This window comes from Bacillus sp. 17RED48 (genome assembly GCF_019837545.1).
Taxonomy (GTDB): Bacteria; Bacillota; Bacilli; order Bacillales; family Bacillaceae_G; genus Bacillus_A; species Bacillus_A wiedmannii.
The window spans coordinates 846,882-862,214 of record NZ_JADAXG010000002.1 but is presented as its reverse complement, the minus strand read 5'-3'; the positions used below and the strand labels follow the sequence as shown (position 1 = coordinate 862,214).

11 protein-coding genes and 1 pseudogene are annotated in these 15,333 nt (G+C 36.3%); 9 read left to right on the top strand and 3 right to left on the bottom strand.

Annotated features, from left to right (window positions below; genetic code table 11):
- Nucleotides 1–67: 67 nt before the first annotated feature.
- Complete coding sequence (gene hmoB / locus ILT06_RS11230) at nucleotides 68–571, bottom strand: heme-degrading monooxygenase HmoB (RefSeq protein ID WP_002150035.1); 504 nt, start codon at nucleotides 569–571, stop codon at nucleotides 68–70.
- A 128-nt stretch (nucleotides 572–699) separates the two neighbouring features.
- On the opposite strand from hmoB, the gene ILT06_RS11225 reads away from it, so the two are divergent.
- The 4 genes from ILT06_RS11225 to hemY all read left to right on the top strand — a co-directional run bounded on the left by ILT06_RS11225 (nucleotide 700) and on the right by hemY (nucleotide 6,444).
- On the top strand, nucleotides 700–2,817 hold the full coding sequence (locus tag ILT06_RS11225; RefSeq protein WP_149173357.1) for a transglycosylase domain-containing protein: 2,118 nt from the start codon (nucleotides 700–702) through the stop codon (nucleotides 2,815–2,817).
- A 189-nt stretch (nucleotides 2,818–3,006) separates the two neighbouring features.
- A complete protein-coding gene (gene hemE / locus ILT06_RS11220) occupies nucleotides 3,007–4,053 on the top strand; it encodes a uroporphyrinogen decarboxylase (RefSeq protein ID WP_000252608.1) in 1,047 nt (348 codons plus the stop codon).
- Nucleotides 4,054–4,067: 14 nt separating this feature from the next.
- Complete coding sequence (gene hemH, locus ILT06_RS11215; protein ID WP_060489228.1) at nucleotides 4,068–5,003, top strand: ferrochelatase; 936 nt, start codon at nucleotides 4,068–4,070, stop codon at nucleotides 5,001–5,003.
- A 19-nt stretch (nucleotides 5,004–5,022) separates the two neighbouring features.
- Nucleotides 5,023–6,444, top strand: a complete 1,422-nt coding sequence (gene hemY / locus ILT06_RS11210) for a protoporphyrinogen oxidase (protein ID WP_222655101.1) — start codon at nucleotides 5,023–5,025, stop codon at nucleotides 6,442–6,444.
- A gap of 39 nt (nucleotides 6,445–6,483) precedes the next feature.
- On the opposite strand, the gene ILT06_RS11205 is transcribed toward hemY, so the two are convergent.
- Nucleotides 6,484–7,836: a DUF4026 domain-containing protein gene (locus ILT06_RS11205; protein WP_222655100.1), complete on the bottom strand. Its 1,353-nt coding sequence runs from the start codon at nucleotides 7,834–7,836 to the stop codon at nucleotides 6,484–6,486.
- 241 nt (nucleotides 7,837–8,077) lie between these two features.
- Between ILT06_RS11205 and ILT06_RS11200 the strand changes: the two genes are divergently transcribed.
- Both ILT06_RS11200 and ILT06_RS11195 read left to right on the top strand, forming a co-directional pair.
- Nucleotides 8,078–10,444, top strand: a complete 2,367-nt coding sequence (locus ILT06_RS11200) for a DUF6359 domain-containing protein (protein WP_098111605.1) — start codon at nucleotides 8,078–8,080, stop codon at nucleotides 10,442–10,444.
- 103 nt (nucleotides 10,445–10,547) lie between these two features.
- Complete coding sequence (locus ILT06_RS11195; RefSeq protein ID WP_098102761.1) at nucleotides 10,548–10,847, top strand: hypothetical protein; 300 nt, start codon at nucleotides 10,548–10,550, stop codon at nucleotides 10,845–10,847.
- A 96-nt stretch (nucleotides 10,848–10,943) separates the two neighbouring features.
- Here the strand turns inward: ILT06_RS11195 and ILT06_RS11190 are convergent, their stop codons facing one another.
- Entirely contained in the window at nucleotides 10,944–11,798 is an 855-nt protein-coding gene (locus ILT06_RS11190) for a hypothetical protein (protein WP_098102762.1), read from the bottom strand.
- 229 nt (nucleotides 11,799–12,027) lie between these two features.
- On the opposite strand from ILT06_RS11190, the gene ILT06_RS11185 reads away from it, so the two are divergent.
- The 3 genes and pseudogenes from ILT06_RS11185 to ILT06_RS11175 all read left to right on the top strand — a co-directional run bounded on the left by ILT06_RS11185 (nucleotide 12,028) and on the right by ILT06_RS11175 (nucleotide 15,226).
- Nucleotides 12,028–12,429, top strand: coding sequence for a BlaI/MecI/CopY family transcriptional regulator (locus ILT06_RS11185; RefSeq protein WP_098102763.1), 402 nt, complete (start codon nucleotides 12,028–12,030; stop codon nucleotides 12,427–12,429).
- Between the two features lie 2 nt (nucleotides 12,430–12,431).
- Nucleotides 12,432–14,381, top strand: a pseudogene (locus ILT06_RS11180) (M56 family metallopeptidase).
- Nucleotides 14,382–14,653: 272 nt separating this feature from the next.
- The gene (locus tag ILT06_RS11175) at nucleotides 14,654–15,226 is read left to right on the top strand and encodes a TetR/AcrR family transcriptional regulator (protein ID WP_061883872.1); all 573 of its coding nucleotides are present in this window, start codon (nucleotides 14,654–14,656) and stop codon (nucleotides 15,224–15,226) included.
- The last annotated feature ends 107 nt before the right edge of the window (nucleotides 15,227–15,333 follow it).

The window sequence follows — 15,333 nt, the reverse complement described above, 5'->3', positions numbered from 1 at the left end:
ATATATCTCAAAAATCGCCGATATAATTTCGTGTACTGCATCCCTGGAGGACTACCGTACAAAACCCTTAAACTAACACATCAAAAGTAGTCACAAATGACGGACGAGAGAAAATACTTTTCTGCTGTTCCGCATGTGGATGCGCCTGAGCCTGAGCTTGTCCTTCTGCTTGTGCAGGGCGTTTTTTATGAGCGTTTTCGAATGAACGTGATTCTGTCCAGTCTTTAAAGTTTTGCTCTGTTTCCCACATTGTTAAGATGACATATGTATCGTTACTTAATGGGCGTAGAACGCGAATTGCTTGGAATCCTGGTTCGTTTTCAATAAGGCCTGCGCGGTTTTTGAATCGATTTTCAAATACTGGGCGACCTTCGTCTGTGACAGAAATGTTGTTACAAACGATGTAGCCAGGTTGTCCTTTAAATTCACCAACAGCGTCTAGTACGTCATACTGAAGAGAACCTTCTACAGATTCTTCTGTATTTTCTTTATAAAACATATCTTTTTCATTATTTTTTGCAGTGAAATGTGCTTGTTCTAGAGGTGTTTCGTATGAAATAATAGCCTTCATTTTAATGCCCCCTTTAATTGTTTGTTTCTATTATATCAACTCTCGTAAAAAACTTCGAAGATTATATACATAAAGATACTTCTTTTTCAAATAATAAATGTACCATCATTTGGAAAGAAGGCCGATGTATGAAGAAAGTAAAGTGGACTTTATTAGGTGGGTTAGCAACGCTCGTATTAGCGATTGTATTTTATAAACTTATTGTGTTAGCTGGTGGCTATATGACGGATGAAAAGCAACTCGTTTTTCACTCTTCATCACGTATCGTTGACCAGAAAGGGAAAGAAATTACGAAATTATACGTAGAAAATAGAGATCTCGTACCAATCGAGCAAATTCCAAAATACGTGCAGCAGTCGTTTATTGCGGTGGAAGATTCTCGTTTTTATGAGCATCAAGGAATTGATTACCCGTCTATATTCCGGGCTCTTTATAAAGATACGTTAGCTGGAGAAAAGGTCGAAGGTGGTAGTACGATTACACAGCAACTCGCTAAAAACGTTTTTTTAACTCGTGAAAAAACAGTTACGCGTAAATTGAAGGAAGTCGCAATTTCCCTTCAATTAGAGCAAAAATATACGAAGCAACAAATTCTTGAAATGTATATGAATCATATTTATTTTGGCCATGGGGCATACGGTATTCAAGCAGCAGCAAAGTTGTATTTTAATAAAAGTGTAGAAGATTTAACAGTAGAAGAAGGAGCAATGCTTGCAGGTCTTCCGAAGTCACCAAACGGATATTCACCTTATTTCTCTCCAGAGAAGAGTAAGGAGCGCCGTGATCTCGTATTGTCACTGATGCATAAACAAGGCTATTTGACTGCCGAAGAGAGCGTACGTTATCAAGGAAAGACCATTGCTCTTTACAAAAACCTAGACGAGAATGAACTCGCATATATGCCGTATATTGATATGGTCATAGATGAAGCAGCACGTTTATACGGGTTATCTCATCAAGAAGTACTCCGAGGAGGATATACGTTTGTCGTTCCGATGGATGAAAAGATTCAAAAGGTAGCGTATAACCAGTTTCAAGATGCGAGGAATTTCCCTGGTAAAGAAGAGGGGACGCAAGGTGCTTTTTTATTAATGGATAATCGTACGGGCGGAATTAAAGCAGCGATTGGGGGAAGAAAGTATGTCCCGAGAGGCTTTAATCGTGTTTTTGCAAAAAGACAGCCGGGATCTGTGCTAAAACCACTTATTGTCTATGGACCAGCACTCGAAACGAAAAAATATAATCCGTATTCTTTATTAAAGAATGAAAAAACTTCTTTTGAAGGTTATGAACCTCGAAATTACAATCGTCAATATACGAAAGAAATGACGATGTATGATGCGATTTTAGAGTCAGCAAATGTACCGGCAGTTTCTTTATTAAATGAGCTAGGGGTAGAAGAAGGAAAGCAATATTTAGAGAAAGGCAATGTTCCTATTGCCGATGCTGGTTTAAGTACAGCGCTTGGCGGATTGAAAAATGGTGTTTCAACATTTGACCTTGTGAAAATGTATCGTGCATTTTTAGCAAATGGCGCTATTATTGAGCCGCACGTTATAGAAAAGGTGTTAAATAGACACGGCACAGTCATTGGAGAATCGCCAAAAGTAGAAACGAAAATTTTCTCGAAACAAACGGCATGGTATATGACGAAAATGTTAGAAGGGGTTGTGAAGGAAGGGACAGCGAAAGCAGGCATATATAGCGGTGCATTAGCTGGGAAAACAGGTACAACTTCCTTACCAAATGACGATAATGGAGCTAGAGATATGTGGTTCGTTGGCTATACGCCAAATTTAGTAGGTGCTGTTTGGATTGGTTATGACCGTACGGATAAAGAGCATCAGTTGCAAGGAGAAAGTGCGTCAGCAACGAAATTGTTTAAGAAAATTTTAACGAAGGCAAATGTAGAACAGAAAGAGCAGTTTATGAAACCAGAAGGTGTGGAAACAATCGGTACTCCGATTCGTTTGCGCAAGATTGAAGATGTGAAAGTGAAATTAGCGTTTAGCCCTTTCGGTTTATTTAAAGCGAAATTAAGCTGGACACCACTTCCAGATGAAAGAATTATGTATCGCATTTATAGAGTGGAAAATGGAGTCCATACGCATGTAGGCACTGTAAATGGTGCCGGGGAATATGAGGAAAAGTTCGTTAACATCTTTTCAAAACCGAGTTTTTACGTTGTACCATATAACACACAAACGAATCGCGAAGGAGAAAAGTCAAAAGTAGCTAAACCATAGTTTTTCTCTGTGCTATAATAAGAATGTTGTGAAAATAGTAAGCGGTTTTACGAATGTTTGTGTCAATTTCATGAACAACGTACATAATGTTATGCATTTTGTTTTTACAAGCTGTATAGTAAAAAAAGATAAATATCGGAATAGAACGTATTTAGAGCAAAAGCATTGGCAAGGAAGGGAGCAAGGGTCTTGGTAAGAACTATAAATGAGACATTTTTAAAAGCATGTAGGGGGGAACGTACTGATTATGTACCAGCATGGTATATGCGTCAAGCAGGTCGTTCGCAGCCGGAATATAGAAAGATAAAAGAAAAGTATTCTTTATTTGAAATTACACATAATCCAGAGTTATGTGCTTACGTTACAAAGTTGCCAGTTGATCAATATAACGTAGACGCAGCAATTCTGTATAAAGATATTATGTCACCACTACCTGCAATTGGTGTGGATGTAGAAATTAAATCAGGTATTGGCCCAGTTATTGATAATCCAATTCGTTCTTTACAAGACGTAGAAAAACTAGGGGAAATCAATCCAGAAGATGACGTACCGTACATATTAGATACGATTCGTTTATTAACGACAGAAATGCTAGACGTACCGTTAATCGGTTTTTCAGGGGCTCCATTTACACTAGCGAGCTATATGATTGAAGGCGGTCCATCTCGTAATTATCATAATACGAAAGCGTTCATGTATGCAGAGCCGAAAGCTTGGTTCGCTTTAATGGATAAGCTAGCAGATATGGTTATTACATATTTAAAAGCGCAAATTAATGCAGGAGCAAAAGCAGTTCAAATTTTCGATTCTTGGGTTGGAACAGTAAATGTAGCAGATTACCGCGTATTTATTAAACCAGCAATGGAGCGTATTTTTGCAGAAGTTCGCCCGATGGGTGTACCGATGATTATGCACGGCGTAGGAGCTGCACACTTAGTAAATGAATGGCACGACTTACCGCTTGATGTAGTAGGCTTAGATTGGCGCTTACCGATCGAAGAGGCACGCGCACGCGGCGTTCATAAGGCGGTACAAGGAAATATGGACCCTTCATTCTTACTTGCGCCATGGTCTGTTATTGAAGAACATGTAAAAGGTATTTTAGATCAAGGGATGAAAGAGCCTGGTTATATCTTTAACTTAGGACACGGTGTATTCCCAGAAGTAAATCCAGATACATTAAAACGTTTAACTACATTTATTCATGAATACTCTAAAGGGCAGTTAGCGAAGTAAAGGAGAATTGTTGTATGAAAAAGAAAATTGGTTTGCTTGTAATGGCATACGGAACGCCATATAAAGAAGAAGATATTGAACGTTACTATACACATATTCGCAGAGGAAGAAAGCCAAGTCCTGAAATGCTAGAAGATTTAACAGAGCGTTACCGTGCAATTGGTGGCATTTCTCCTTTAGCTACTATTACATTAGAGCAAGCTAAAAAGTTAGAACAGCGTTTAAATGAAGTACAAGATGAAGTAGAGTACCATATGTATCTTGGCTTAAAACATATCGAACCGTTCATTGAAGATGCAGTGAAAGATATGCATAACGACGGTATACAAGATGCAATAGCACTTGTTCTTGCGCCGCACTATTCTACATTTAGCGTGAAATCGTATGTAGGACGAGCACAAGAAGAAGCTGAGAAACTTGGAAACTTAACAATTCACGGCATTGATAGCTGGTATAAAGAACCGAAATTCATCCAGTACTGGGTTGATGCAGTGAAAGGTATATATAACGGTATGTCAGAAGCAGAGCGTGAAAAAGCAGTATTAATCGTATCTGCACATAGCTTACCAGAAAAAATTATTGCACTTGGCGATCCATATCCAGACCAATTAAATGAAACAGCTGACTATATTGCAAGAGGTGCTGAAGTAGCAAACTATGCAGTAGGTTGGCAAAGTGCAGGAAACACGCCAGATCCTTGGATTGGTCCAGATGTACAAGATTTAACGAGAGAACTAAACGAAAAGTATGGATACAGTTCATTCGTATACGCACCAGTTGGATTTGTTGCGGAACATTTAGAAGTTTTATATGACAATGACTTTGAGTGTAAAGTTGTGACAGATGAAATTGGCGCAAAATATTATCGTCCAGAAATGCCAAATGCATCGGACGCATTTATTGATTGCTTAACAGATGTTGTATTAAAGAAAAAAGAATCTGTATTGTAAAAAGAAAGGGGGAGCATGCTTGAGGAAAAAAGTTGTAATCATCGGCGGTGGCATCACAGGATTAACAACAATGTATAACTTACAAAAAGATATTCATGACAAGAACTTGCCGATCGATACATTACTGATAGAAGCATCGGGTAAACTTGGCGGGAAAATTCAAACCGTTCGAAAAGATGGATTTACAATTGAACGCGGACCGGATTCTTTCTTAGCACGAAAAGAAAGTGCAGCTAGATTAGCGAAAGAATTAGGTCTTGGCGATGAACTTGTAAATAATAAGGCCGGTCAATCATTTATCCTCGTAAACAATCGGTTACATAAAATGCCGAGCGGATCGATGATGGGAATTCCAACGCAAATTACGCCGTTTCTATTTTCCGGGCTGTTCTCCCCAATTGGTAAGCTAAGAGCTGGTTTTGATCTGTTAATGCCGAGATCAAAGCCAGTATCTGACCAATCACTCGGGCAGTTTTTCAGACATCGCCTCGGCAATGAAGTGGTTGAGAATTTAATCGAACCATTACTATCGGGTATTTATGCAGGGGATATTGATGAAATGAGCTTAATGTCAACATTTCCGCAAATGTATCAAATTGAGCAGAAGCATCGCAGTATTTCACTCGGTATGCGTACACTTGCTCCGAAAAAAGAGACATCTGAACCGAAAAAAGGAATCTTCCAAACAGTGAAAACAGGTTTAGAATCTATTGTAGAATCTCTCGAAGTGAAGATGCATGAAGGTACGATAATAAAGGGAACCCGCATTGAAAAAATTGCAAAACTTGGTGATGCTTATACGATTGCTCTTAGTAACGGAAAAGAAATAGAAGCGGACGCGGTCGTAGTGGCAAGCTCACATAAAGTATTGCCATCTATGTTTGCGCAGTACAAGCAGTTTCGTTTCTTCCGCAACATTCCGTCCACATCAGTTGCGAATGTGGCAATGGCTTTCCCGAAATCAGCCATTCAGCGCGATATTGATGGTACAGGATTTGTCGTATCTCGAAATAGCGACTACACAATTACAGCATGTACGTGGACACATAAAAAATGGCCACATACAACGCCAGAAGGAAAAATGCTACTTCGTTGTTACGTTGGACGCCCTGGTGATGAAGCAGTTGTAGAACAAACAGAAGAGGAACTCGTTCAGCTTGTACTAGAAGATTTACGAAAGACGATGGATATTACAGAGGATCCAGAATTTACAGTCGTAAGTCGCTGGAAAGAAGCGATGCCCCAATATACAGTAGGCCATAACGAGCGAATGAAGAAACTCACAACATTTATGGAGAAAGAGTTGCCAGGTATATACTTGGCAGGTAGTTCTTACGCTGGTTCTGGTCTTCCGGACTGTATTGATCAAGGTGAGAAAGCCGCAAAGCGTGTACTCTCTCATTTGGAGAAAGTAATGGATACCGAATTAATTGCACAATAAAGTGAAACGCCTTCAATCACATTGAAGGCGTTTTGTTACTTATTCACCAATAAACATATATAAGTTATTTGGCTTTATAACGGCATCTCCTGCATAAATAACCCACTCTGTTAAGTTTTCAAACTCTAAATGATAACTATTTCCTTCACTCATATCTTCTATAAAATATGGTTCATTAATGAGTATTCCTTGAATGAAATCTTCCGCGATTTCTTGCATTTCAAACCACATATGTTCACTTTTTCCTTCTTCGTAGGAGACACCAAACTTAGCGAGGAAACGAAAATCTTCATTCGATTGTTCAATGTGAAAAATGTTGCTGAAATATCCGAAAGTATTCTTCGCATTGTAAGCCATACGATCGGTTTCACTATTTGTTTTATAGAACATGAGCCCTGTAGCTTCCTCGTGTTCTTGGAAAAAGCTTTCAATATATTCTTCTGAAGTATTACATTTGAATAAGAAAACGGATGGAGATTGATGGTATTCATCTCGGTCATCCATACCGCCTAAGAATGTGTTTTGCGAATCTATTGGTTGTAGTTTCACTTCTTCATCCTCGATTGAAGATAATTGATCCATGCTCGTTTTATGCCCAATATAAGATAATCCCTTTTCCCATGGAAGAGCTACTGTATGTATAGAACCTTGCTGACTATGCGCGATAACGATAGGCTCATTCATAGGGACTTGTCCATTCTCAATGGCATTATTAGCAAATGTTTGAAAAAGATCGCCAATGCCGTAGTAGGAAGAGATGCGATTTGGAATAATTAATTCTATTTCTGTTACGCCTGCTCTTAAAAGGCCATGTGTATGAAACCAATATTGCGTAGGCGCACCTTCTTTATCGTCTTCATAAACAGAATGAATAACGTACAAGTCAGGAATGTCAGGTAATAATTCATTTTCAACGTGATATTCAATATAGCTTCTAGATATCACTTTCATTGCTGCACTTGAATCGATTACAAATAACAAGTCTGGAGCGAGGTTCCATAAAAACTGTAACTGCTGGAAAAAGCAGTCCAGCACATCGCCTACAAATAGCGTACGAGTGAAAATTTCAGTTCCATAAGCAGCATCTTCAAAATTACGATCTACGAGTGTAGAATCTTGTCTATTGTACATTTTATATTCTTCTGGGTCATTCGCCTCATCAATATGCAGTTCATACGGTGTAATTTTTTCATCCATATGTAACTCAACAATAATGCTTGTCTCATCACTATAAACAATTTTCAATTCGTCAACTTTAGTAGCGATTGTTTCTAGCCGCAGTTTTAACTGCTCAATTGTAATTTTAGTTGGTATAACGGCAATCATATCTGAAAAATGACGTTCTAATGTTCCATTCATAGCTGCGCGGTATGTTTCTGTTTGCACTTCCATCCAATCACTCCTATTCAAATGAATCCATTTTACATGCCAATGAAATTTCGATATTTTCTGTTTTCTCTCTCTAACATTATAGAGTGCATTCGTAGAAGGTGTAAAATTATTATTTTGTATTATAGTTTGAAAGCTTGTAAATTAAATAAATTTTTTGTAAAACTTGTCGAAATATAGTTCTATATAACGAATCATTTGATATGATAGAAATGCTGAGAAAATATGAAATAGGGAGAGGAAAATGACTGTGAAGAAATTGTTAAGTGTCTTTTTATCATTCATACTATTGCTTTCATTTACTGGAACTTTAGTACAAGCAGAAGAAAATACTTCTATGTCAGTAGAAAAAGCAATTCAAGTATTTAAGCAGCAAGGGAAAACGAAGGGGACAGTGGAAGGATACATCGTTGGATATACGCAAAGTCCTTCTAAATACACGAAAGATCCTGCTAAGTTTGATGATACAAACGTAGCAATTGCGGATTCGCCAAATGAAACGAATCCAGACAAAATCATGCCTGTTCAGTTGCCAAAAGGCGATGTGAGAGCGGCAGTAAACGTGAAAGATCATCCAGAAAATATCGGGAAGAAAGTTAGTTTAACAGGAACGCTTGAATTATATTTTAGTAGCCCAGGTTTAAAATCGGTAACAGCTCATAAGTTTCAAGGGGAAGGACAAAACCGTGTTAGCGATGTAGTAGCTTCGCCTGGTAGCGGAGAAGTTGCGAAGGGAACAGCGGTAACATTAACAACGAATACAGAAGGAGCAACAATCTACTATACGTTAGATGGCTCTAACCCTACAAATAAGAGTGTTCGTTATAACGGACAAATTGTAGTGAATGAAAATAGTGTGATTAAAGCAATTGCAGAGAAAGAAGGGCTTACTTCTTCAGCCATTTCAACATTTTCATTTATTATCGTAAATAATGAACCAGTTCGTATTCATGATATTCAAGGGAAATCACATATTTCTTCCTACAAAGGAAAGAAAGTATACAATGTGGAAGGCGTTGTAACAGCGCTTGATAAAAATGGTTTTTATATAGAAGATAATCAGCCGGATAATGATCCAGCTACTTCAGAAGGTATGTACGTATACAAAAAAGATGCGAATGTAGCAGTAGGAGATCTTATTCAAGTTGATGGAGAAGTAGAAGAATATGTTGGGCCTGGATATGCAGAAAGGTTTGACACAGATTTAACAACGACGGAAATTAAGGCGAGCCGCGTTGCTGTAATTGCAAAAGATCAACCTTTACCAGCGCCGATTGTACTTGGAGAAAACGGTGTAAAAATCCCTGATCAAATCATCGATAATGATGCATTCGGTTTATTTGATCCAAATGAAGATGCAATCGACTTTTATGAAAGTATAGAAGGTATGCGCGTTACGATGCCAACACCAAAAATTATTGCACCTCAGAAAAACGGGAATTTATATGTAACAGTAGAAAATGGTGGAGATAAAGTCGTAACGAAATATGGCACACCTGTATTAGATGAAAATCAATTAAATCCAGAGCGTCTTTCTGTAAAAGTCCCTCGTGATTATGTAGCAAAAGTAGGAGATACTTTCACTGGAGATATAACAGGGGTAGTCGGATATGATTACGGTTCGTTCCGCATTTCGCCAATAACGGAATTACCATCAGTAGTGGACGGTGGATTTAAGCAAGTAGGAGCGAATATTCAGCCTCGTCTTGATAAGTTAACAGTTGCTACATATAACATTGAAAACTTCTCGGCGAATAAAAAAGAAACAACAGATGAAAAAGTAAAAGCGTTAGCGTATTCTATTAAATACAATTTAAAAATGCCAGATATTATCGGTGTAGAGGAAATGCAAGATAATAACGGAACGATTAATGATGGTACAACAGATGCTTCGTTAAGTGCAAAACGTATTATTGATGCAGTTTTAGAAATTCGTGGACCGAAGTATGAGTATGTAGAAATTGCTCCGAACAATAATCTAGACGGGGGAGCACCAGGAGCGAATATTCGCGTCGGTTTCTTCTACAACCCATCACGCGTGAAATTAGCAGCAGTACCGAAGTTACTTGATAAAAATGTCGTTCGCATTGGAGACGAAAGTTCATTATTTGAAAGTACACGTAAACCGCTTGCAGCAGAATTTACGTTCCAAGGACAAAACGTTGTTGTCGTTGCAAATCACTTAAACTCAAAAATAGGGGATGCAACGCCATTTGGAAAAGTGCAGCCGCTCGTATTAAAGAGTGAAGAAAAACGAATTCAGTTAGCGCAAGAAGTAAATCAATTTGTACAAGTAATTCAGAAAAAGAACACAAATGCACCAGTTGTTGTGTTAGGAGATATGAACGATTTTGAGTTTGCTAAACCACTAAAAGCACTAGAAGGAACAAACTTAAAGAATATGTTAAACACAGTGCCGAAAGAGAACCGCTACACGTACATTCATGAAGGAAATGCACAAGTGTTAGATCATATTTTAGTAACAAACAACATCGCACCATACACAATTGTAGATCCAGTACACTTAAACTCAAACATTATGAAAGAACATGGACGTGTAAGTGATCATGACCCAGTACTTGCTCAAATTGATTTGAAGAAAGCTTCTTAAATAGTCATGAAAGAACGCTTAGAGATATGCTGAGCGTTCTTTTTCTGTGAAAATCATGTTAGAATTAATTAAAAATTCAGTTTTTATAATGAGGAGGTTAAAGATGCAAGCATGGTTAAATGGAAAATTAATGAATCAGCTTGCGATTTTGTTTTGTACGATCGTCATGCTCCAATTTGTAGCGGAGGTAACGGGGCTTACTCAAAATTTGGACATTACGTATAACTTAATACATACAGCATCTTCCTATGTAACATTTAGTTTCGCAGTCATTTTTACTTTAATAGGCGCAAGAAGAGAACTAAGTAAATATGCAATTATTTTATTATGTTCAGTTGTAGGTATTAAAGCGATTTACTTTACAGCGGTCGTTATTTTATGGGGATTGGCAGGTACGCCGTAAAGGGGAGATGATTATACGAGTGATAAATGTAAATGGTAATAAGAGCATAATTCTCTAAGCTAACTTAGGGAATTACGCTCTTATTCGTACAATCATTTAGTCTGAAATTGCTTGAAACGCTTTTCTACACCGATCTCTTTTTTGCAGTCTTCTTCTATATTTTTTTCTATCCCGCTTTACTCCTTGTATATACATAAGTAAGCTAACGAAAAGGAAGAAAGCACATTGCATCATTAAAATGTACGGTGACATGCCTTGCAATGGTTGTTTCGGATCATATAAATGAATAGGTGCTCCGCCTATTGAAGGAAGTATTGTATTTAGCAGGACGTACGGAATGGAGGCAGCTGCGAATGGAAAGAGAATGGCCATATAGTCTTTTTGTGACCATACAGATGCAGCAAGTCCTAAAAGGGCCATTAAACCTGCAAATAAAAAATTAATTCCGATATATACAGTAATGTAAGTGAGAGGCGCATCGAAATATAGGTTTGCGAACATTCCATCAGCATTTATGATGCCTGAACCAATCGTAGGTGTTCCGTCTGGAATGGTTAATTTGCAAAATAATAACGATAAGATGAATGGAAATGTATAAAGAAATCCTCCGCAAAAAAACGTAACGATATATTTCGCTACTGAATAAGGAAATATAGAAATCCCTTTACTCACAAATGGTTTAAAACCATCTGACTTATCCGAATTGTAACTTGTACTAAAGGGGAAACTCGCAATAACTGGCATTAATAATAAATAAACATCCATTTCATTGTCGCGAAATCCAATCCATTTTAAATCTGTTGATATAGGACCATTCGCAGCGTCGCCTAAATAACGAATGACATAATAATAGTGATAGATGCAAATAAGAACGAATCCACTAAGCATCATAATTAAAGAAATACGACTACAAAAAGCTTGCTTTATATTTAAACGAAGCGCACGCATCATGACTGAAAAAGCCTCCACTATTTTGATAAACTTGTCTATTTTCTATATTACTATTAAATGTAAAGATTTTCTTGTTTTTTTATTTGATTATTTGAAAAAAGGGAAATTTGTTGTCGTTAAGTAAGGTTTAACGGAAATTATATTTTCTAAAATATGGTTGACAATTTAGTATTACATTTGTAATCTTAATTGCAGATTACAAATGTAATACTAAGGAGTGAAATATACTATGACAAATCAATTACCTAAAATATCTGAAGTGGAATTAGAAATTATGAAAGTACTTTGGTCTAATTCTCCACAAACAGCGAATGAAATTATAGAAGTACTAGAAGATGAAATGGACTGGAAACCGAAAACAATCCGTACATTAATTAATCGGTTAGTACAAAAGGAAGCAGTTTCTTATCATCAAGATAAAGGGCGTATGTATGCTTATTATCCGTTAGTATCACAAGATAATTATTTACAAGTTGAAACGAAATCTTTGCTAAAGCGTTTTTGCGGCGCAGCGTTTAAGCCATTACTTGTTAATTTCTTAAAAGAGGAAAAATTGTCTTCAGAAGATATTAATGAACTGAAACGCATTTTAGATGAGAAGACAGAGGAGAATAAGAGGAAGGATAGATAACAATGAAAGACATGCTTATAAATGTATACCTTCCTCATTTTTTTGATTGGCTTATAGAAACGTCACTTATGGCGAGTATACTAGTTGGATTTATTTTATGTATAAAAGTTTTATTTAGAAATAAGTTAACGCCCCGGTGGCAATATATGCTGTGGATCGTACTAATGATACGACTCCTTTTACCGTGGTCACCGGATAGTTCTTATAGCATTTAATCATTATTTTCCTATAGTTCTAGTGTATCGGAAGTTATTCAAAAAAATACACCTTTACATGAGAATACAGTGAATAACGAGATAAAACAGACAGTAGAAGTAGAATCCAATGCTGAAACCGTGACAAAAAATAGCGAACCTGAAGTAAACGTGAGTTCGGAACGACAGGCTACATTGTCTGTATACAAAGTTGCTCTATATGTTTGGTTAGCTGGAGTAATCATATTAGTAGTCATGACGTTTATTACAAATAGACGTTTGTATTCTTACATAAAGAAACAACCGGATATTACGGATGAACAGGTCGCTACAGTGTTTAATCACTGTAAGCAGTCTATGAAAATGAAGAAGGCAGTTTCATTACGTTTTGCAGGAAAGATTGCAAGTCCAACGGTTTTTAGTTTCTTTCGCCCGAAAGTATTACTATCAAAAAAACATATGAAAGTATTAAATGAGCAACAATTACAATATGTCTTTTACCATGAGTTAGCTCATATTAAAAGAAGCGATGTAGCTGTAAATTGGATTATGTACAGTTTACTCCTATTAAATTGGTTCAATCCGATTCTTTGGTACGCCAATTTCTGTATGCGAGAAGATCAAGAATTAGCCTGCGATGCATATGCGCTTACGTTTATAGATAAAGAGGAGCAAATTGCATACGGCCATACAATTATTACCCTTTTAGAACATTATTCCTATCAAGTACCAAGCCTAGCAAATTTAAGTAGAAATAAACGAACATTAAAAAGGAGAATCGTTATGATTAAAAAGTTCCAAAAGAAATCGTATCGTCTGTCTTTACTTGGCGTTATTGCTATAGCAGCTATAGCAGGCGGTTTTTTGTTAAATGCAAGGATAACTGAGGGAGATGAAAGACAGAAGGAAAAGGTTGTAGAAAACAAGCAATCTAAAGCGGCATTTGAAAAAGCGATAGAAACCGTATATGGTACACCAGAGAATGCAAGTAGAGAATGGGGTATGTCGATAAAGTCATATAAAAGAGATACAGATCTTTTGTATTTGGCAGAGAAGAATTTTACAAAAAAAGAATTTGAACAATATGTCCAATTATTTAAAGAGGCTAGTGAAATTCAGAAACAAGCAATGGTTAAGAAAAATGTGCCTGAGAATTATGATGGAGATACAAAGGAAATTAATCTTGAACGTTTGAATAAAACTGATCAAGAAAAATTAGCTAGTATTCAGAAGAAATTAAACCCTTTTAATGATAAATTGCAGAAGTCTTTAACATATACTATGGAAGAAGCAAAAGAACATGTACCGTTTCAAATTAAGCAGCCGACTTATATACCTGAAGGTTATGAATTAAAGAGAGAATGGGCTGACTCATATTTTGGAAGAGATGTAGAATTAGTTACTAAATCAGAATATACAAAAGGGAAATATGGTTTTACAATTTATCAGTCAAGGATGTATATGGATGGTAATGTTAATGGTGGTAAGGATCCACTACACTATATGATGCCTGGAGAAGAGAATTTAGTAAATTATAGCTTAGACGGAAAAACAATGGTCTATAATAAATATTCTGGAGGAGAGAGTAAGTTAAAAGGGCTCAAAATGTTTGTACCAGCACAAGGTAAGAATAGTGAGTATCAAATTGTAATAGTAAATGATATTTTTACAAGAGATACAAAGATATACGAAGAGATAATTGATGATGATCTAACTAAGAAAGAGATGGAGAAAATATTACTGTCTATGTCAAAATAAAAGACAGTGTTCTTAAACTTTTTGCTTTAAGAACACTGACTATTTTATTAAATTTCTAGTGGGATTTAGCCAGCAATTATTATGAATATATTCTTGCTTTCCATATAAGCATTCTTTTTGATACACTATGGACAGTATTATATAATTTGACTGGAATTTTTTATACTGGAAATAATAAAAAAGAGAACTTGTATAGAATGTAAGCGTGTGGTAATATCAAAGATGTACTGATTGACTATATTATCCAATTGGTCATTTTTGGAGGTGACGATGTGGCGATAGATCGAAAACGTTCTATTATTGAAGCTGCAACAAAGTCTTTTTCAGCGTTCGGTTATAAAGCAACAACGATGGATCAAGTAGCGAAGTTAGCGAATGTAGGAAAAGGAACGATTTATACTTTTTTCAAAAATAAAGAAGAGCTATTTGGTGAAATTATTTCTAATTTAATTACAGAAATGAAGCAAGTTGCAGAAAATGCAATTCGTTCAGATGTTTCATTTTTTGAAAATGTACATAGAGCATTATATAGCATATTAGAATTCAGAAAAGAACATCAGCTCATGATTAAGTTAATTCAAGAAGAGCGTGATATGGGAACGAAAGAAGTACAAGAAGTGATGCAACAAGTAGATGTGGAAATCGTTTCTGTCATTCAATCGTATTTAAAGATTGCGATTGAAAAAGGTGAAATTAGCAAATGTGATCCAGAAATTACAGCATTTATTATGCTTCGCTTATACGTATCTCTTATTTTTGATTGGGAAAAAAATCATAAACCGCTAGAAAAAGAAAAAATTGCAGAATTATTTGAACTTTATTTATTAAAAGGATTGTCAAACTAAGATAATCCTTTTATTATTATAAAAAGTGACTGTTTGAACGAAACAGTCATACATTTATTTTAGGAGGGATAATATAAATATTTACTTCATATTAAGGAACAGTTGCA

Bases quoted from the DNA above. Each gene is read 5' to 3' on its own strand.
- hmoB (WP_002150035.1), bottom strand. From the start codon at position 571: ATGAAGGCTATTATTTCATACGAAACACCTCTAGAACAAGCACATTTC.
- ILT06_RS11225 (WP_149173357.1), top strand. From the start codon at position 700: ATGAAGAAAGTAAAGTGGACTTTATTAGGTGGGTTAGCAACGCTCGTA.
- hemH (WP_060489228.1), top strand. From the start codon at position 4,068: ATGAAAAAGAAAATTGGTTTGCTTGTAATGGCATACGGAACGCCATAT.
- ILT06_RS11205 (WP_222655100.1), bottom strand. From the start codon at position 7,836: ATGGAAGTGCAAACAGAAACATACCGCGCAGCTATGAATGGAACATTA.
- ILT06_RS11200 (WP_098111605.1), top strand. From the start codon at position 8,078: ATGACTGTGAAGAAATTGTTAAGTGTCTTTTTATCATTCATACTATTG.
- ILT06_RS11195 (WP_098102761.1), top strand. From the start codon at position 10,548: ATGCAAGCATGGTTAAATGGAAAATTAATGAATCAGCTTGCGATTTTG.
- ILT06_RS11190 (WP_098102762.1), bottom strand. From the start codon at position 11,798: ATGATGCGTGCGCTTCGTTTAAATATAAAGCAAGCTTTTTGTAGTCGT.
- ILT06_RS11185 (WP_098102763.1), top strand. From the start codon at position 12,028: ATGACAAATCAATTACCTAAAATATCTGAAGTGGAATTAGAAATTATG.